This is a genomic window from Nitrobacter hamburgensis X14 (assembly GCF_000013885.1).
GTDB classification, from domain to species: Bacteria; Pseudomonadota; Alphaproteobacteria; order Rhizobiales; family Xanthobacteraceae; genus Nitrobacter; species Nitrobacter hamburgensis.
Map to the genome: position 1 here is coordinate 2249025 of NC_007964.1, position 18094 is coordinate 2267118.

Genomic DNA, 18094 nt, shown 5'->3' on the forward strand with positions numbered 1-18094 from the left:
TCGTTGATGGATTAGCTGGTCGCGCACTTGATCTTGCGCAGCGCATCGGCGAGAACCAACGCACCGCCCGTGCGACGACGCGCATGGAAGCGGACAACGCCAGACGTTGCCTGCGAGTACGGGTCGCGCATGATCGAGAGATTCAGGCGGTCATAGATGCGATAGGCATCGGAAACCGAACCGAACAGGATAGGCTCGGCAGCGGAGCCGATGTCATCCATGGTCGGATCCTCAATCAGCGGACGGCCAAGGATCGTCGCCGGGTCGCCCTGCGCAAGGCCAGGCTGCCACAGGTAGGCACCGGTAGAACCGTCCTTCAGCTTGCGAACCGCTGCGATCGTCTTCGAATTCATCAGCCAGACGCCGCGATTGCGATAGTACGCCGGGAGCGAATAGAAAACGTCGATCAGGGTGTCGGCCGGCGCGGTGCCAAGCGTCGAAGCATTGCCGGTAGCGGTATAGGCAACGCCAGCCGCTTCCATGATGCCAATCGGCTTCTTTACGCCATCGCCCTGCGAGAAGCCGAGTCCTTCAAGCCGACCGAATTCCTCGGACAAGTCAGAGGCAACTTCCGACTCGACATTGACTGCCGCGTCCTCAAGCAGGCGCTGTGACACGTCAACGTAGCAAGCCATTTCATGGATCGGCACTTCGATCTGACCATAGCTCGATTCCGTGCCCGGACGCGCATCGGTTTCGCCAACCCACGATCCGGTCGGACGGCCGGTACGTTTCGGCAGCAGAACTTCACCGCTGGACGTAGAGCCAACGCGAGCCGCCTGACGGATCGGCGACATTTCCACGATGCCCTTGACCACTTCGGCGCTGAACTCCGCAGGCGCCAGATAGCCGCCCGAGGTATCATCGGCAACGCGCAGCGACTTGATCTCGTCCGGCTGGAGCGTTTCCTTGCCGCGGCGAAGATAGCCGGTGAACGCTTTGCGCTCGTCGCTGATCTCGTCCTTTTTCTCAGTGTGAATGGCCGGACGATTGATCTTCGTCTCGATTTCGTCGAGGCGCTTGGTCAGATCGGCAACCGGTGCGGTGGCCTTCTTTACGTCTTCCGTAAGAGCGGTCAGCGCCGACTTGACTTCAACGATGGACGGATCGCCTTCGTCGACGTCAGCCGCAGATTTGGTCTCAAGAAAATGAAAGGTCATTGTAGTCCTAACTATTGATGGAGGTACGCGCAGAATTGATGGCGTCGACTAGCGCGCGGAACGTTGTCGGGCCGTTGGATTTGACGGCCTCAACCGTCGCTGAAGGCAGCATTGGAAAAGTGACCACGCTGATTTCGTGCAACTCGACTTCGTCGAGCATTCGAGTGCCCTTGGCTTTATCGAACCGGGCAGACTTGGTGCGGTAGCCGATCGACAATCCGTCGAGCGCTCCCGCCTTCAAGAGAGCGTGGGTTTCACGCCCTTTGACGGTATCGAGTACCAGCCGGCCTGAAACGCGCAGACCTTTGGTATCCTCGACGATCTCGGTCCAGACTCCGATTGGTTCCGTCTGGTCATGCTCCCGCAGCATCTTCACGCGAGAAGCGGATTTTTGCTTCAAGCTCTTGGTGAACGCGCCACGAGTCACAATGTCCCGGCCTAAGTCGGTGACGCCGAATAATGAGGCGTAGCCGGAAAACACGCCGTCATCGCCAACCGATTTTACATCTAGCTGGACAATGCCAGTCTCAAGTTTCTTCAAGCTGCCTGGTCCTTTGGAGGTTGGTTATCATTCGCTGGGGATTGAACGTGCGGTGACGCCAGCACGTCGCCGTCTGGTAGCGGCGGGAGATTTAGCTCGCGCCTCACATCGTTGGCCGTCATCACGCCGGCTGATCGATACTGTGCAAACGCATTCGCACGTGCCACAGTGTCGGCGAGAAGTAGCTGCGACATGTCGAATTCGAAGTGCATCGCTGTCCGCTCGTCGGGTGACAGCAAACAACGTGCATAAGCATCGCACCAGGCGCGGAGCCATGGTTGCAATCCGTACTTGATGAACTGAAGGTCAAGCTGGACGCTGTTGCTCCACGTCGCGCGTGACATGTCGGAAAGCAACGTTGCCGGGACGCGAGTTAGTCGGCTGATTTCACTTACGGCGTAGGCGCGTTGCTCAACCGTCTGGCTATCGACGGAAGTGAAGTTGATCGGGGTATAGCTGCCATCGTTATCGATGATCGCGACTGAGCCCGCCTTGTCACCGGAATGCGCCGAGCGCCAAGCCGTCGCCATGCGAGCGGCTGCGGTCGCGTTAAGGCTACCCTTTACGCTCAAAACCCCAGAGGGCTTGCTATTGTTGCGGAACAGATTCGAGGAACTGCGCTCAAGCAAAATCGCTAGGCCGATCGCATCGCGGCCGGTATGGAGCAGTCCAAGGCCACGCTGCTGCAACGGATCGTTAGGATTCGGCACTTGCAAATGGATGACATCGCGCGGGCCATAGACCTTGCCGTCGATGCGATAGCGCGGCTCACCGTCTGTTTGGTATTCCAACACGACGACACTGCGAGGCGCGTAAAGGATTTCAGCCGGCCGATCGGCTGTGCGCGTCACCAATGCGAATCCGTCCCCGAACAAGATTGCATCTTGCGTTACGCGCCGACGAACATCCGCGGCGGATGACCACTCATTGCTGAAACCGTTGACTAGAGAATAAGCTGGATGACCCTTCGCTGCGCGCTCGCTATCATTGGCATCGTCACGTAACAGACGACACGGCAACGTTGCGGTGGACTCGCTAAGGATTGAGACTGCGGCATTGACCGGCGCGCATCGCATGGCGCTATCAGCATTGACAGAAACACCCGACGCAGACACAGCGAAGGCATCGCAGAGTGCGGCCCAGCTATCCGAAGTGGGATCCGTCAATTCCGATTTCACTTCCGCAACAGGTGCGGATTTGCGGGAGAACCAACCCATTTACGCCGCCTTCCGCTTGCGCTTCACAGGCGCGTTGTCGTTATCGGCCGGGATTGGCAAGCCGGCGTTGATATGCGCTTGCTTCAGCGGCACTTCACCATTGACGCCATGGGCGCAAAGAATGTCGTAAAGCTTGTCGCGCTTGGATTTCGGATGCGCCAAGTCGTAATCAAACTGTTCCCACGATCGTGCGACCAACTATTCAGCCCTCCAGGCTCGGATTTTTGATTCATGCTCAAGAGCGCTCGCCGCACTCCATGACGTCTGCGGATTCATCGCGTCTTCGAAACTGACCAACTCGCCAACCCAAACGTCGCGAACTTCGATCTCGCCATCGCGACCGATCCAAACCACTTCCGCCTCAGCACCACTTATGGATGCGACCTTGACCAGACGGCCGTTGTATGCCGCTGGCGAGTTCACTTTGATGGTCATGGGAGTCTCTAGTAGGTGTGGATGCCGCACGGGCTGGCGATCGTGTCACCGACGCTGTATCGAGAGTCGCCGTCACCGTGCGACGGCGCATCGAGCGATGTAAACGCAAGGCTGTTGCCTAAGGCGCGCTTGCGGATATCGTTCATGGCTTTATTCTTCTTCAGGTCCGCCTTCGACAAGCGGCCTTCAAGCACAGCCAGGCAGTATTCCTGCGCTAGATCGTGACGATCATAGCGCTGCGACTTGAACCGGCTGAACGCAGCAGAAAAATCGTTGTCGCGCAGCAACGACGCGAGCAACATACGCGGCTCGGTCGGGTCTTTAATGTAGCGGAGATAATGGGTACTCGCGCCGTGCGCGCGATATGCGCGATCTAACCGGCTACGGAATGCAGGGTCATTCCTCGCACGCCGCTGAAGCGATCCATTTCTCGGCAAATCTGCGCGGCGAAGTGCGGTGGCAAGGTCTGGGGCAGTCGATCGTGCGATTAGTACAAGGGCCGCGTCAAACTCGGCCTCAGTGAAATCTTTGCGCCTCGGCATCCCTTTGATCGTCGTGCTTCGGAAACCAAGCGCCTTGGCGCGCTTCTGCATGGCGGCGACGTATGCCGGCCGCTGGCTAGGATGCTCCAACAAATAGGACGTCAGGCGACCGCCGTTGATGCCCAACTCTTTGCCGGCCGACACAGGGCTATGGCCTTGCTCGATCAACTTAATCAGAGCGTCGAAGTTCGCCGCGATACGATCGAGGCTTGGACGGCCCTGCGGACGGCGAACGGCAGCAATTTCAGCGGCGCGCTCTGGATGGTTTTGGAGATAGCGAGTCCACGCCGCCGATGACGGCGCACCGGGCACCGTGAGGTAGGCTTGACGATCCGTCAGGCCGGAAGCGATTGCAGCCTTCATCGCTTCAAAGCATTTTTCGGCCTTGGGGACTGGACCGGGCAATTGGACCGCTCTGCGAACATGAAAAGGTGGGCGCCCCGAAGTTCCCCTTCGGCATAGCGCCCGGCCGTAACGAGACGGCGGCGGGGGCGATAATTTCCCCCTGTTGGGTAAAGCGGAGCGAGTGGCAGATTAGGGACTGGCTGCGGAATCACGCCGCCATGTCGGCTTCCTGCCGCGCCGCATAGGCCGCAACCAACTTTCCGATGGCGATGTCCACCAGCTTGACGCCCAGCCGCTCGGCGGTCTTACCGGAACCGCCATGCATTTCGCCGATCTCTTCGGAGGTAGCGTCACCGCATGCCAGTTCGATAAACCGACAAGTCTCATCGCCAAGCCGGCGCTTCATGGCCTCGTGATCCATCCGACGCGCGGCATCGTCTTGGGCGTCCGGCAGTTCATCGCGCAGGCCGTATCCCTTACCAAGGCTAGCCTTCTCATCATCCGGGCCGTGGGGCTCAAAGAAGGTTTCCTCCAGCAAGCGATACCGCCCGCGCACCTTGACGGCAGTAATTTTGCCATGCGCGCCGAACTGAATCCGGGTTGCTAATTCGGGTCGGCCTTCGTCTCGGTCCTTCTGGTCAGCCCATGCCGCGGCTGCGATCTCGTCGGCGGTCGGGTTTTCCTCATCAAGGCGAGCGTCCACAAGCCGGGTATCGACGCGACCGATCTCGATGCCATCATCCTCACGCACAGGGCTGTTATCATTGGCAGCGTGGAAACCACCCGAAACGTCAAGGCCCTCATCTTCCGCGAACCGCTCCAGCGCCTGGATATCGAGCCAGCGCTTGGCACGCTTCAACCTCCCGAACGTCGGCCAATGGCGAGCGCGGGCGCGCACCTCCTTATCGTCATCCTGCTGATCGCGAAGGCTGGCGACATAAGCCCGGTGTTGCTCGGGCGTGCGCGGCGTGTTGTCGTTAGCGTATTGCATGTCGTTCCTCTTAAATTTCAGTGGCCGTCTATGCGGCTTTCTAATTGCCCGAGTGCCGCGCTCCTCAAGAGCGCGCGCCCAAGGGCGCTATGGGGGTGTGGGGGTATGTGTGGACACCCGTTGGAAGCGGTTGGAAGTGAATGAAATCAAGGAGTTAGAACACCGTTGGAATAGTTGGTAAGCGGTATGCGAACATCAATCATTTCAACGACTTACAAAACCGTTGGAAGCGGTTGGTAATGGTTGGAATCCGCTTGGCGTCATCCATCCTCCGTTCCGCCGAAGTCCTCCGCAGACACGATCAACCGGCTTCGCCGCCGAGAGGCTGGGCCTTCCTCAACGATCTTGATGACACCCGTATCGAGCAGGCGCTGCATCGCCATCTCTAGGTCGCGCACCTTCGTCCCCTTTGCGTCGGGATGCTTCTGAATCATCCGCGGCGCATAGGACGGCGATTTGTTCGGGCTGGGTCGCTGGCCGGTGCGATTGAGTTTCGACAGCACGGCCATGAACAGCTTGTCGGCCCGGCCATTAATCAGACCATCAGCGATTCCCGGCTTGGACGGATCGTGCAGAACGAATGCGCCCTCGCACCATTCAAGCTGCATCTCGTCGCCGATCTTGCCGTAGTTACTCTTGACGGTCTTCAAGATGCGAACGTCGCCTTCGCCGCTGGTCAGGTACAGGCGGGACCGCACCGAGTTGTTCCAAGCTGTCGAGCCGCTGTAGCCCGAGCCCGATGCCATGCCGGCGATAGACGGATGCGCCAACAGCAACACCGCGCAGTCACGCTCGATCGCCATCTTTCGCAACATCGCCACGAAATGGCGAACCTGTGAGCGCTTAACCTCGTCGCCACCGAACAAGTCTGCGGCAGTATCGAGCACCACAAGGCCCGGCTCCCATGACTTCACGAACCTATCAACGCGGCCCCATAGTGGAGTCGCCTTCATGTTACCCTTCGGGTCCGGCTCGGAAAGCAAGGCATCTTGATCCGCGAGCGGCAGGATACGAAGGTCTGTCAGGTCCGCTATTTCCGCGCTGTGCGCCGCGGCAATATCATCCAGCCGCCGGTGGAATTCCTCCGCCTCGTCTTCTGCGCCGAGATACAACACCCGGCCAGGCCGCGGTTGTAACCCTAGGGTTTCAATCGCCAAGGCCGACGCCGCACCGATCTGCAAACCCAAGAGTGACTTACCGACACCACCATCACCCGACAGCAGCGTGACCTGCCTATGCGGGATAAGGCCGGTCAGGAACCATTGCCGTACCTGCGCGATAGTACCGTGCCATTCTGAAGGGTCGACTAGAGGAAATGGCGCAAGCGGTGTGATCGGCCCGACACCGCCTTGCGCGGGTGCAAACTTCGGTGCGCCATCCAGCACGCCCATGAAGACGTCGCCTTGATGGCCCTCAATCACGGCATCCGCGATATGCCAGAACGGACCAGACGATAGTGCGCGCCACGCGGCATCATCGTAGACAAGTTCGCCGCGCTCGCCGGGCATCAACTGCTCGCGCTGGAAATTTTCGAGATACTCGCGTTCCTCGTCTGCCGTCAGTTTCGGCTTGGTGCTGGCGAGTGTTGATGGTGCGGAAGGCTCGTTGTCATTGGCTGCAACCGGTTCATTGACCGCCTTCGGTTCAGGCCGATACCGAACCTCGCCGCCGCCGGCGGCACGCTGCAGATCTTCTAGGATGAACACGGCGTCGGCCGGGTCGCCCTGAAGCTGCTTGTGCCGGACGGTGGTGTCATCGTCGGCGAGCCATGAAACGAAAAAGTTGTGATGATTGCGGACGCGCCGATCTTTACAGTGCCAATCGCCGGTTAAGATTGCACCGTGCGAGATGTCACTGACTTCACTCTCCCGCCGCAGAGTCTCGCCGATGGTTTCCATCGTGAGGCTGGCGATATCCAGATCGGGATCGAGCGGCACATAGATGTCGCCGTCGAGTATAGCCCCCATCTGGTCGACCTTGTCGGATCGAGTGAGGTCGGCCGGATCGAAAGATTTAGCTTGCAATGCGTTCAAGGCATGCGCCTCCGGTAAGGGACTTCTGAATTTCCGCGATCGCAGTACGATCGAACGCGGTGTTTCGCGCATAGGCGCGGATGCTGCCGTCATGTGTCCGAACGATCTTGACGTCGAACATGCGGATGCCAGGAGCGGCTTCGATTTCAGCAAAGCCGATTGTGCCGCCACCGGATGGTGCCGGTCGGTATGATATGATTTTCAAGGTGGTCTCGGGTTGGTTGGTCTGTGCCGTGCACCCGGCGATAGGGCCAGTCGTGCGGTCGTTCTATGCTGCGGTGGAGTAGTCTTTCCGACGCCGCAGGATTCCGGCGTGCTCGGCGAGCGGCATATCGCTGCTCACGAGTACCGCGCTATCGCTTCCGTATGCCTCGGATGATGGCGGTATGAATTCTGGCAAGGTGTCGTCAAAGCCATCGGCAAGGTCTCGGAGAACCCTAACCCTTGCCTCCAACTCGGCTCGGGCTTCAGCCGCGGCCTGCCAAGCGTCATCGAGTTCACCGTTGAAGTGCTCGGCGAGCCGGGCTTGGGCCATCCGATGCCACTCACGCTCTGCATGCCTATGCCGTCTGGCCAGGGTATGGTCGAAGAACGGGTCGAGCGCATCGCGGGCGATGGCGGTCAGAACGTCTGGTCGAAGTGTCGCCAGCGCATCAATCTCGGTCTGCTCAATCCCGTAACGCTCCACCCATCCGGCTGCGCGCAACTCGGTCGGCTTGAGTGGTGTATGAGGAAGGCCAAGCTCTTTGACCTGCTCGACCGTCAAGGCGGGTGCGATGACGCGGAAGGAAAGGCTGTTGGGATAGAGCGACTCCTTCAGCGCGCGAAGCTTGTGTCCGATGCTGACGGCCATCTGATATCCGGCCGGGTCGCAATCCGCGAACACGGCAACGACCATCTCGCGTCCGTCGTCCGCACCGGTTGCTGCCATCTGCGCCAATAGCGTGTTGCTGATTTCGCCGGACGGCAGATACAGGTCCGCGCCGTATTGCTCCGCAATCGGCTGAAGTACGTTCCCGAGGCTGGTCTTCTCGCCGTATAAGGCTAGCCTGAAACATTGCCGAGCCGGTTTCCAATCGCCTTTGACGGTGGGGATAAGGTCATCCTCGTCCGGCATGAAGGTTTCCGCCGACAGGGCAACTGACCACTCGTCTGTTTCATCGCCGCGCACCTGAATAATAGGGTCGGCGTTCCGGGCATCAACGATGCGACACCATGGGACGTACTTCAACCATCGGGCAACGTTGCTGGCGTTCTCAAGGAAGGCCCAACAGTCCGCGTCATTGATATATGGCTTCCCGTCTGGCCGGACGGCATTGCCCAGCGAGACAATGGCGTAGTGGATACCGCGATTGTGGATTGTGCCAGCGCCCGAGAGTAGTCCGCACTCTTCCATGCGCTCCCGAAACCATAGGCCGTTTTTGTGGTTCGAGGGAGTATCGAGACGGAACGGGTCATTCTGGGGAGACAGCACCGTTAGTTCTGCGAGGCCAAGGCCGGTCATGGCCTTCTCTTCGCGTAGCAGGTCGCCGAGGCCGCTCATGCCGCCACCGTCTTATCGGTGTTGCTGTTGGCAGCGATCGGCAAGGCATCACGCCATGCTTGCAGGTGGTCGGCATCCCAGCGAACACAGCCGGGGGAAAGTTGAAGTGGTGGGGGGAAGGTGTTTTCGCTGATTTTGCGATAGATGGTGGAGCGCCCCAGGCCCGTGGCCTTGGTGACGTCGGTCAGTTTCAGAAGCAGCATGTCTGAAGATTCTCTCTTGACATTGCCTGCTGGCCCTGTATTCTGGAGGCTGCCGAGCTAGGGCCATATCGCTCGCAGACTAACTAATATACCCCTTTTCCGAATTCGCGCAAGCGGATTCCCGTACATTCCCATGGAACATTTTGGATTGATTGGGACTGTTGCTTTCAAGCAACGGATGCATGTCGGGTATCTTTCGGGGTATTATCAGCGCACTCCGCAATAATTTACCTTTATAATCAGTCTATTAGATGCATTAGGCGCACAGACACCCCTTCCGCCAGTTAATTAGGCACCTCGCAAATGACGCGGGCGCTGCGGCCGTCCTGGCCTTTTTGCGAAGGTGCTTCTGCCGCGCCTTTTGCGACCTTAGGTGATCTGGCGACAATTCCGGCGGAAAAACCCGCCGGCTCATCACCGGCGGGCTGGGATTTGGTCCTTAAAAGCAGCTAAAGCCTGCGCCGCACGATCGCGGTCCGCTGCGCGCCCTTCCAGCGGTTACCCGCCCAGGCGGCAAGAAGATCAACCTACCCGCAGGTTTTCTGCTGAGGTCTTTCCCTTGTTCGCTACTTCCTCGTAGCTCACCTTGGCGCCCTCATTGAGCGAGCTAAGGCCAGCCCTCTCCACGGCCGAGATATGGACAAACACGTCCTTGCCGCCACTGTCGGGTTGAATAAATCCGAAACCCTTTGTCGCATTGAACCACTTCACTGTACCTGTCGCCACGGCCGCACTCCTTTTGGAACGATCAAACTATCATGGGCGCCAGCTTAGCTTGCCGCAAGGAAAACCTGCCGGCGCTAACCGGCGGGCATCGTCGTTTTGACTGCTGGCGATTCGCAGACTGTCAGTCGATCCAGCCGCCATAGCCTTGGAACACGAGGATCGGCCGGCTTGTAATACGAACGACCTTTGCTCTGATCGAACCCAATCGCTTCAGGCTCCGGCAAGTGCAGGTGGCCAGCGCCATCACGTCCACTCCGTAGCGATCCCGCAATACCTTCTCAAGCTCGCGGCGGTGATGATCAATGCGAGCCTTAGCGTCGGCCAACGTCGGTACCGCCACCGTTGCGCCCGCCGGGTGGAGCCGAACACTCGGATGAGGAGTTCCGACGCAGCGCAATGAGTTGAGTTTCGGTACTCATGACGCCCCCTGCCCGGTAGTGCCGTCACATTAGAACGATCGCATTCGTAGCATCGCGAGCAATCCTGACCACTGCCGAGACGCGGTCCATCGAGTCGTCGTGCGGCATTTCAAGCCAAAGAGGCGGCCGACGAGATCGAATACCTGCTGACCTTCTTGGATGGAAGGCCTGATCTCGTTTCTGAAAACGAGGCCCTTCGGCAGCGGGGATCTGATAACGCAGACGAATAGACGGCGATGCCGAGAAGGCATGGACAACCCTCAACAGGTTGTCGTTCATGGGTAGTTGCTCACTGGTTTCCGGCCTTCGAAGGCCATGCTCGGTGTCAGAGCGAGTAGCCGGGGGCTAGAAACCTGCCAGTGGGATAGGCAGAGCGTTTTAAGGGTTTCCTCTCTGGACAGCGCGCTCACCCCCGACCATAATTCGGCCGTTCGGAGTCGAGCCGCCAAGCTCGTCCGTCGTCAGCGGTATCCTATCCTTTCGGGACTACTGACATTCAGCCGCTACCCTCGACCCCAATCGAGAGCATTCTGACAAGGAGTGGCGCGGCTAATCACTGGTCCGGGTTTCTAGGCCCGCGGACATGCTCAGCGATTGCGTAAACAAATCAATCCCCTCGCGGGCGTTTTCGTGCGTCCAGAAGCTATCCGCTCTTGTGGAGAAGGGCCTGAAGGCCGAGGGTTAGAACTGTAGCCAGTGTGCGGCAAATGCTTGAAAGGTGGGAAAGTATGAAGGCTAAACACGGAATCGTCGCAGCACTGCTCGCTGTCCTGGCCGTTTCATCTCCAACGAAAGCCAGCGCCGACGTCATTGACGATGCGAAAGCGTCCGTTCGCCTCCACCTCATTTTTCCCGATTCCGCCAAATTCGACAATCTCCACCCACGCGGTGACTACATTTGCGGAACTGTTGCCGCTGAGACTAGCACAGGCGGCCATTCTGGCCCCAAGGTCATGATCTACAGTACGAAGACCCAGCTTTCGACCATCGTGGACGGGTCTCAAATCTCCAGATTGATGACTGACACGATGAAAAGAGACCTTGAGCACGCTTGCTCCTAGTTCCGCCGCCTTGTCGAACGGCCCGAAAGCCAAGGGATCGTTGTCAATTTCATTTTGGGGATGCTTTCGCGCGAGCGCCGCCGCTTCAGGCTGTTAGGATGGCGCGAACTGCCTCGGCATTGTCCCGCGCCGCGGCCAGCGTTACGTTGCGAGCGCCGGCGCCGTAGCTGCCCCATTTCGCGCCGGCAACCGTGACGGAAATGAAAACCATGACCGGATGCCGGATGGGTTAACGCGCAACCAAAGCCCGTCGCCGTCACCATGCCAACCGGGCTTCGCGCGCTTTGCCTTGGTGTCGGTCAGCTTGTTACGGGCCATTCTCCTTACTGTTTTCCTAATCCGCATCGGTTAGGAGGCGCTTATAAATATAAGCAGTAAAATCATACTTATAACAGGATAACATCTTCCTCTACAGGAAGGCTTGTTGGCGTCCGAGTTCAGCCAGACATGGCCAAGGCCCTGGACGACTGGCGTCGCCGCCAGGAGAATCTGCCAAGGTGGCCGGAGGCGATTCGTAGGCTGGTTGAGATCGGTCTTATGTCGAGACAGAAATAGATTGCGCCTTCCGATCCCTGCCTTAGAGTTGTCGGGACGTTGAGGGCAATCAGGGCAGGTAGAGCGTTTTCGAGCGAAGTGGATACCGGTTCGCGTGAAGCAAACGTGTCAAATCAAAATCATAGAGCCCAGCTTCTGATTCCATCAGAAGCGAAAAGGCTCTAGTAGAGATTAAGAACTCAGAAAGGCGAGATGATGACTGAGGGACTGCGTGCGAACGAAGCAACTATCGAGGCATTAAAGAACATTATGCAGGGGCTTCACGTCGCAATGGATGCCGTTCTCAAAGATAAGGACGAAAAGCTGGCTGAGGAGACTTTGCAAAAGTTAGATGAGCGCCTTGGCACCCTTATCACAAAACTCACCACCGAGCCGCGCTAACTATTACTCCACCCAGCGGTTCCTCCCATTCGGGGCGTACCGCAAAGCGACAGCCCTTCCGCTCTCCTGCCCGCCCCTCACTTCCACCCCTTCCGCCGGTATGTGTCACGTCTCCGCTACGCGCAGCGGCGCTCGTCGGGCGTACCTCGCCGGTCTCAAGTTTATTTGCTTCCTCCATCTTCCGGCCGAGGCTGCGAGCCCCGATATTGCTCTTTCCGTCGCGATCTAGAGTTGTACCATTAGGGACGGCACGGTAGCTTTTACGGTAGACACGATCGTTCCGTTCCGCTGTTAGAGGCACGACAACACCATGCCCCTGGTCATGTTTGGCGCAATCGTCGGCTGCGGCCTGCTCTTTTATGCAAGCTATCGTTACGTGCGATCTCATCCGCCGACGCGCAAAGAGGAAGAGGCACCGAAAGAGATCGCGAAAGGCGATTGAACGGCTGCGCAATCGTCGGTTGCGGCCGAGCAGCATTCGCGTTTTTTTGACTACGCGAAACGCGATGCTTTTTGAGGATGAAAAGCGTCCCTTCCTGTTAAGCCGATGCGAATGAAATCGGCTTTAACAGACGGATAAGTCTGGGTTTTCAGAAACGGTAGACGGAGGACATTCATTCCCGTCGCCTGGCAACGCCTGGCAGTGTGCGAACTGATCAGCCCGCAGCCTACGAACGTCACGGTCCTGCCGAACAGCGCCCCCGGAAAGACAAAAAACCGCCATCTGCGCCTGGATACATGTGTTCCGATGCAGATGGGGACGGACGCGTCAACAACTTGCGGTCGTGTGGCCGCGCCGCCCCCATTCTCAACAGGGGGATAGCGGGTGAGTGAAGGCGATCCGACCGACGATGCCCTCGCGACGATTGCGGGCCTTGTCGACAAGCCGGAAACGTCCGAGGAACGGGACGACGCCGGCCAAGCCCCCGAGGCGGAGGCGACAGACCAGCCCGGAGTTTGCCTGGCCGAGGAAATACCGACGACGACTCCGGTCGCGCCCAATCCCGCTTCCGATTCTCCTTCCGATTGCGCCGAAACCGACAGCTACACGAAGTACGGTCCCGGCCCGCTCGCCGCCGTTCGGTTCAAGTGGACCACGCGGCGCGGTGACAACGGCGATTATTTCGTTGATGAAACGATCGGAGACAGTTCGCTCCCGCTTGTCAGCGGTCCAATGACAAAAGAAGCCGCGATCCAGTTTGTCGATGACCGCGAGCGTGACGCCTGCCAGCGGTTTGAAACGCTGCGAAGCGAGATGGCCGGTGGGGAAATCGGCCCGCGCGAGGACGAGTAGCCCGCACCCGACCACACCGAACTGATAGGATAACGCTCTTTCGAGAGAGTTGCTCTCACCGCCAAGAGGGGCACCCGTCACGGATGAACCTGGGCGCGTCGTCCCGACGTTTGATGTGGTCAACCGCCGACTTGACCGCCATATTGCTCGTCGGTGACCTGTTCCATCCAGGTGACGGCGCTTCCGTCGAGGGATTCGTGCACCGCGATGTGGGTCATGGCGGTGGTCGGCGCCGCGCCGTGCCAGTGCTTTTCTCCCGGGGGAAACCATACCGTGTCACCGGGGCGTATCTCGCGGATAGGCCCCCCCTCGGCTTGGACCAGCCCAACGCCGGACACGACGTATAGCGTCTGGCCGAGCGGATGGGTGTGCCATGCGGTCCGTGCGCCAGGCTCGAACGCGACGCTCGCGGCGAGGACGCGCGACGGCGCGTTCACGGCGGCGATGATCGGCTCCAGCAAGACCGTGCCGGTAAAATAATCCTGAGGTGCGGTTTTTGTCGGTCGCGAACCTGCTTGATGGATATCCATGGTGATCTCCTGTGGCGCTCGCCATCAATAATTCATTTGCACGTATTATTGCTGCAAACCCATCTGCCGCCAAGGCAATGTTGACGGCTGGAATTCCTCGCTGACGAACTTGTTGATCGGTCATGACCGCACCTTTGCCCTCGCCTCGCCTTCTGCCAAGCGGTGATGCCGCCATCACGGTGGAATTCGGCCGCGTCATTGACGAGCAGGCCAATCGTCGCGTGCTTGCGCTCGACCGCGCACTTGCCGATGCGCCGATTGACGGCATCACCGAAACTGTGCCGACCTACCGATCGCTGCTCGTTCACTACGACCCGGTTCGGATTGGTTTCGATGAACTCGGCGAACGCTTGACGACACTCGCCCGATTACGGGCGCCGCCGACAACGAGGACCCGGCGCTGGCGCATCCCCGTCGCCTATGGCGGCGAGCATGGCATCGATCTCGAGACTATCGCCAGGACGTTGAACACGACGCCGGACGATATCGTCGCGCGTCATGTCGCCGGCGACTATCGCGTCGCCATGATCGGATTTACGCCGGGCTGGTCCTATCTCAGCGGCCTCGACGATTCACTTCAAATGCCGCGACGCGCGAGCCCGCGCCTGCTTACGCCCGCTGGCGCAATCTCGATCGGCGGTCTCCAGGCCGGTATCCAGTGTCTCGCCGGACCCAGCGGCTGGCACCTGCTCGGCCGAACCGCCATGCGCACCTACCGGCTTCACCGCGATCCCGTTTTCCTGCTCGAACCGGGAGACGCCGTCACTTTTTATGCGGTCGACGGCAAGCAGTTCACCGAACAGGATCGCGCCGCCGCGCGCGGCGAGTTCGTCGCGGAACTAGTAGTCTCATGAGCAAGCTTGTCGCCGCTGCTGCCGGGCCCGCGACGTCGGTTCAGGACGGCGGGCGCTACGGCGTGCAGCGCTATGGCCTGACGCCGAGCGGCGCGGTGGATCGTCTCGCGCTGGCTGCCGCCAATTGCCTGGTCGGCAATCCGCCCTTTGCCGCTGCGATCGAAGTCGGGCCGTTCGGCGCGGCTTTCGTCGCCCGCGAGGGCAAGGTGCGCGTCGCGCTCGCGGGCGCCGTGCGGAACGCTGAAGTCGCGGGGCACCCGGTGTCGTTCAACGAATCCCGCACGCTCGGTGACGGCGAAAGCCTGACGCTCGGCTTCGCACGCGACGGGACCTTCAGCTATCTCGCCATTGAGGGTGGCGTGAGAGGCGAGCCGACGTTCGGCAGCCTCGCCGTCAACGCGCGTGCCGGCCTTGGCAGTCCGTTTCCGCGGCCATTGCAGGCCGGCGACGTCCTTGATGTCGATGCTGCAAAGGCTACGATCGAGCGGCGGATCGACCTGCCCGCCGTATCCGATGGTCCGATCCGCGTCGTGATGGGTCCGCAGGACGACGAATTCGGCGAGGCGACGGATCTGTTCCTCCGCAGCGAGTGGAAGATATCGGCGACAAGCGACCGCATGGGCTATCGCCTTGAAGGACCCGTTATCAAGCATCTGCATGACCACAACATCGTCTCCGACGGCACCGTGAACGGCAGCATTCAGGTTCCCGGCAACGGACAGCCGATCGTGCTGATGCCGGATCGCGGCACCAGCGGCGGCTATCCGAAAATCGCGACCGTGATCACCGCCGACCTCGGTCGCTTCGCACAAATCCCCGCCGGCCACACCTTCCGCTTCCAGGCGGTCACCATGACTGATGCCCAGGCCGCGGCGCGCGCGATGGCGGACCTGTTGCAAACCCTCCCCGATCGCGCCCGCGAGGTGCGCAATGTCGACATCAGCGACGCGCTGCAGAACGCCAATATCGCCGGCTCTGCGGTGAATGCATTCGACAGCGGAACGTGGCAAACTTGGACACCTCCGGAGCCATAGCAATTCGCTCTCCGCATTGGAGCAAAAAGCCACATGACGATCGACCTCAACTGCGATCTCGGCGAAAGCTTTGGCGTCTGGTCGATGGGCAACGATGCCGCGATGATCGATCTCGCGACCTCCGTCAACATCGCCTGCGGCTTCCACGCCGGCGATGCCGATACCATGAAGAAGACGGTCGATCTCGCCAAGGCGCGCGGCGTCAGCATCGGCGCGCATCCCGGCTATCGCGACCTGCACGGTTTCGGCCGGCGTCCGGTCGTGGGCCTTTCATCGTCGGAGCTTGAAAACCTCGTCGCCTACCAGATCGGCGCATTGCAGGCGATTGCTACCATGGCCGGGCACAAGGTCACGCATGTGAAGGCGCACGGCGCGCTTTCCAACATCGCCTGCGACGACGACATGACCGCGCGAGCGATCGCCTCGGCAATCAAGGCGGTCGATCCCGATCTGGTCTTCGTGGTGCTCGCGAACTCGCGCCTCGTTGCCGCGGGTGAAGCCCTCGGCCTGTCGATGGTGCATGAAGTGTTTGCCGACCGTGCCTACGAAGATGACGGATCGCTGGTATCGCGGCGCAAGCCGGGAGCCGTCCTGCACGACGCGGACGCCATTGCCCAGCGCGTGGTGAAAATGATTCAGTCCGGAGAGGTCGTCTCGATCACCGGCAAAACGATCAAGATGCGGATGGATACCGTCTGCATCCACGGTGACACGCCCGGTGCGGTCGAAATCGCGCGTGCGTTGCGCAAGGCGCTCAAGGACAACGGTATCGCGGTTGCACCGTTCAAGACGGCGAAATAATCCGTTCCGATCAGAACGGATGGATCGACAGCGAACCGAATACAACGGCGGCGATCAGGGCGAGCGAGCCATATAGCGCAAACGTCTGGACACGCAACACCGTGCGCTCTGTCAGGCGGGTGCTAACGTTCAGTCGGGTTTCGTCGGATCGTTGGTACATCTTCGGCCTCCGGCTCAACACGCGCTATAATGAACGATGCCTCCCGCCGGCAGCAAGATCGGTAAGGGAAATAAACGATAGGATTCTTCAAAACCTCTGATATTCGGACGGAAATTCTCCGCGAGTATGTCCGTGAAAAATTCTGTTCGCGGGCATTTCGGCCGGCTCCGGCTGGAGTCTAATCCAACTGCGTTGCATCGGACTTCAGCCTTTGTCTTTTGATTGAGCATGATCTTATCCGGAAACCGGTTTTCACTTTTCGGGATCATGCTCCAAGCTCTACGGCTTGAGGATCGCGGCTCCCGTCGTCAGGCGGCCTTCCAGGTCGGTCTGCGCCTTCGCCGCATCCTTCAGGGCGTAGGCATGGTTGATCGGAACGTGCAGCTTTCCATTGATGACGGCAGCAAACAGCGTATCGGCGCCTTCAAGCAACTCCGTGCGCGTCGCCACATAGTCGTTCAGCTTCGGCCGGGTCGCGAACAGAGAACCGTGATTGTTAAGTTCAGTCAGCGCGAACGGCGGCACCGGACCGGAAGCGTTGCCGAAGCTGACGAACAGACCGCGCGGCCGCAGGCAGGACAACGAGCCCGGAAACGTGGTCTTGCCGACGCCGTCATAGACCACGTCGCACAACTCGTTGCGGCTGATCTGCTTGACGCGCGCGACGAAATCCTCGTCCTTGTAAAGGATGACGTGATCGCAGCCATTGGCCAGCGCGAGATCCGCCTTGGCCTTCGATCCGACGGTGCCGATGACGTTCGCGCCAAGCGCCTTCGCCCACTGACAGGCGAGAAGCCCGATTCCACCGGCCGCGGCATGGATCAGCACGCGATGCCCCTGCTCGACCTTGAAAGTCTTGTGCAGGAGATACCAGACCGTCAACCCCTTCAGCATCAGCACCGCGCCCTGCTCGTAGGTGATGTGGTCCGGCAACTTGACCAGCTTGTCGGCCGGAGCGTTGCGCTCGGTCGCGTAAGCGCCGAGATTGACATAGTAAGCGACGCGGTCGCCGGGATGGAAATCGGTGACCCCCGGCCCAACGGCAGCGACTTCGCCGGCGGCTTCGTTGCCGACGACAAACGGCATGGTCGGCGCCTTGTAGAGGCCGGTGCGATAATAGACGTCGATGAAATTCAGGCCGACGGCATGTTGCTTGATGCGAACCTCGCCCTGCCCCGGCGCGGGCACGTCCACGGCCTCATAGACGAGCGCCTCGGGACCGCCCACCTGGTGAACGCGCACTGCCTTGGTCATCGTGTCCTCTCCCTA

25 protein-coding genes are annotated in these 18094 nt (G+C 59.8%); 6 read left to right on the forward strand and 19 right to left on the reverse strand.

The features are described from left to right. Nucleotides 1-11: 11 nt before the first annotated feature. From NHAM_RS10315 to NHAM_RS28870, 16 genes are all read right to left on the reverse strand, one after another. Nucleotides 12-1160: a phage major capsid protein gene (locus tag NHAM_RS10315; RefSeq protein WP_011508937.1), complete on the reverse strand. Its 1149-nt coding sequence runs from the start codon at nucleotides 1158-1160 to the stop codon at nucleotides 12-14. A 7-nt stretch (nucleotides 1161-1167) separates the two neighbouring features. Further along, nucleotides 1168-1701 (reverse strand): HK97 family phage prohead protease, encoded by a 534-nt coding sequence (locus NHAM_RS10320; protein ID WP_011510503.1) that lies wholly within the window; start codon nucleotides 1699-1701, stop codon nucleotides 1168-1170. Then, nucleotides 1698-2918 carry a phage portal protein gene (locus NHAM_RS10325; protein ID WP_011510504.1) on the reverse strand — a complete coding sequence of 407 codons (1221 nt, stop codon included), beginning with the start codon at nucleotides 2916-2918 and terminating at the stop codon, nucleotides 1698-1700. The genes NHAM_RS10320 and NHAM_RS10325 overlap by 4 nt, the downstream gene beginning before the upstream one ends. Further along, nucleotides 2919-3116, reverse strand: a complete 198-nt coding sequence (locus NHAM_RS10330) for a hypothetical protein (RefSeq protein ID WP_041357953.1) — start codon at nucleotides 3114-3116, stop codon at nucleotides 2919-2921. Then, complete coding sequence (locus tag NHAM_RS10335) at nucleotides 3117-3353, reverse strand: hypothetical protein (protein WP_041357955.1); 237 nt, start codon at nucleotides 3351-3353, stop codon at nucleotides 3117-3119. It lies immediately after the preceding gene. An 8-nt stretch (nucleotides 3354-3361) separates the two neighbouring features. After that, nucleotides 3362-4300, reverse strand: a complete 939-nt coding sequence (locus NHAM_RS10340) for a hypothetical protein (protein WP_041357956.1) — start codon at nucleotides 4298-4300, stop codon at nucleotides 3362-3364. Between the two features lie 148 nt (nucleotides 4301-4448). After that, the gene (locus NHAM_RS10345) at nucleotides 4449-5231 is read right to left on the reverse strand and encodes a hypothetical protein (protein WP_011510507.1); all 783 of its coding nucleotides are present in this window, start codon (nucleotides 5229-5231) and stop codon (nucleotides 4449-4451) included. A gap of 260 nt (nucleotides 5232-5491) precedes the next feature. Then, the gene (locus tag NHAM_RS10350) at nucleotides 5492-7264 is read right to left on the reverse strand and encodes an AAA family ATPase (RefSeq protein ID WP_245269870.1); all 1773 of its coding nucleotides are present in this window, start codon (nucleotides 7262-7264) and stop codon (nucleotides 5492-5494) included. Next, on the reverse strand, nucleotides 7245-7469 hold the full coding sequence (locus NHAM_RS28180) for a hypothetical protein (RefSeq protein ID WP_041357580.1): 225 nt from the start codon (nucleotides 7467-7469) through the stop codon (nucleotides 7245-7247). Before NHAM_RS28180 ends, NHAM_RS10350 begins: the two co-directional genes overlap by 20 nt. Before the next feature lie 63 nt (nucleotides 7470-7532). Beyond that, nucleotides 7533-8807, reverse strand: coding sequence for a hypothetical protein (locus tag NHAM_RS10355; protein WP_011510509.1), 1275 nt, complete (start codon nucleotides 8805-8807; stop codon nucleotides 7533-7535). Next, entirely contained in the window at nucleotides 8804-9010 is a 207-nt protein-coding gene (locus NHAM_RS10360) for a helix-turn-helix transcriptional regulator (RefSeq protein WP_011510510.1), read from the reverse strand. Before NHAM_RS10360 ends, NHAM_RS10355 begins: the two co-directional genes overlap by 4 nt. 522 nt (nucleotides 9011-9532) lie before the next feature. Then, nucleotides 9533-9736, reverse strand: a complete 204-nt coding sequence (locus NHAM_RS10365; protein ID WP_011510511.1) for a cold-shock protein — start codon at nucleotides 9734-9736, stop codon at nucleotides 9533-9535. 121 nt (nucleotides 9737-9857) lie between these two features. After that, the gene (locus NHAM_RS10370) at nucleotides 9858-10076 is read right to left on the reverse strand and encodes a hypothetical protein (protein WP_041357958.1); all 219 of its coding nucleotides are present in this window, start codon (nucleotides 10074-10076) and stop codon (nucleotides 9858-9860) included. A gap of 103 nt (nucleotides 10077-10179) precedes the next feature. After that, nucleotides 10180-10434 (reverse strand): hypothetical protein, encoded by a 255-nt coding sequence (locus NHAM_RS26660; protein ID WP_011510513.1) that lies wholly within the window; start codon nucleotides 10432-10434, stop codon nucleotides 10180-10182. Between the two features lie 500 nt (nucleotides 10435-10934). Further along, nucleotides 10935-11204 carry a hypothetical protein gene (locus NHAM_RS27555; protein WP_198136918.1) on the reverse strand — a complete coding sequence of 90 codons (270 nt, stop codon included), beginning with the start codon at nucleotides 11202-11204 and terminating at the stop codon, nucleotides 10935-10937. 97 nt (nucleotides 11205-11301) lie between these two features. Then, entirely contained in the window at nucleotides 11302-11427 is a 126-nt protein-coding gene (locus tag NHAM_RS28870; protein ID WP_283805339.1) for a hypothetical protein, read from the reverse strand. 536 nt (nucleotides 11428-11963) lie between these two features. Between NHAM_RS28870 and NHAM_RS10380 the strand changes: the two genes are divergently transcribed. The 3 genes from NHAM_RS10380 to NHAM_RS10385 all read left to right on the forward strand — a co-directional run bounded on the left by NHAM_RS10380 (nucleotide 11964) and on the right by NHAM_RS10385 (nucleotide 13446). Continuing rightward, nucleotides 11964-12152: a hypothetical protein gene (locus tag NHAM_RS10380; RefSeq protein WP_041357962.1), complete on the forward strand. Its 189-nt coding sequence runs from the start codon at nucleotides 11964-11966 to the stop codon at nucleotides 12150-12152. Nucleotides 12153-12462: 310 nt separating this feature from the next. Continuing rightward, nucleotides 12463-12594, forward strand: a complete 132-nt coding sequence (locus tag NHAM_RS28875) for a hypothetical protein (protein ID WP_283805340.1) — start codon at nucleotides 12463-12465, stop codon at nucleotides 12592-12594. Between the two features lie 384 nt (nucleotides 12595-12978). Then, entirely contained in the window at nucleotides 12979-13446 is a 468-nt protein-coding gene (locus NHAM_RS10385; protein ID WP_011510515.1) for a hypothetical protein, read from the forward strand. A gap of 119 nt (nucleotides 13447-13565) precedes the next feature. Here NHAM_RS10385 and NHAM_RS10390 read toward each other — a convergent pair whose 3' ends face one another. Further along, entirely contained in the window at nucleotides 13566-13976 is a 411-nt protein-coding gene (locus NHAM_RS10390) for a (R)-mandelonitrile lyase (protein ID WP_011510516.1), read from the reverse strand. Nucleotides 13977-14098: 122 nt separating this feature from the next. Between NHAM_RS10390 and pxpB the strand changes: the two genes are divergently transcribed. Genes pxpB through NHAM_RS10405 form a run of 3 tightly spaced genes read left to right on the forward strand, consistent with a single transcriptional unit; the run spans nucleotide 14099 to nucleotide 16665 of the window. Next, nucleotides 14099-14830 (forward strand): 5-oxoprolinase subunit PxpB, encoded by a 732-nt coding sequence (gene pxpB, locus NHAM_RS10395; RefSeq protein ID WP_011510517.1) that lies wholly within the window; start codon nucleotides 14099-14101, stop codon nucleotides 14828-14830. Continuing rightward, nucleotides 14827-15864, forward strand: a complete 1038-nt coding sequence (locus tag NHAM_RS10400; RefSeq protein ID WP_011510518.1) for a biotin-dependent carboxyltransferase family protein — start codon at nucleotides 14827-14829, stop codon at nucleotides 15862-15864. Before pxpB ends, NHAM_RS10400 begins: the two co-directional genes overlap by 4 nt. Nucleotides 15865-15897: 33 nt before the next feature. Further along, the gene (locus NHAM_RS10405) at nucleotides 15898-16665 is read left to right on the forward strand and encodes a LamB/YcsF family protein (protein ID WP_011510519.1); all 768 of its coding nucleotides are present in this window, start codon (nucleotides 15898-15900) and stop codon (nucleotides 16663-16665) included. Between the two features lie 10 nt (nucleotides 16666-16675). On the opposite strand, the gene NHAM_RS27560 is transcribed toward NHAM_RS10405, so the two are convergent. Together NHAM_RS27560 and NHAM_RS10410 are read right to left on the reverse strand one after the other, a co-directional pair. Then, on the reverse strand, nucleotides 16676-16825 hold the full coding sequence (locus tag NHAM_RS27560; protein ID WP_086008313.1) for a hypothetical protein: 150 nt from the start codon (nucleotides 16823-16825) through the stop codon (nucleotides 16676-16678). 279 nt (nucleotides 16826-17104) lie between these two features. Further along, the gene (locus NHAM_RS10410; RefSeq protein WP_011510521.1) at nucleotides 17105-18079 is read right to left on the reverse strand and encodes a quinone oxidoreductase family protein; all 975 of its coding nucleotides are present in this window, start codon (nucleotides 18077-18079) and stop codon (nucleotides 17105-17107) included. Nucleotides 18080-18094 lie beyond the last annotated feature (15 nt).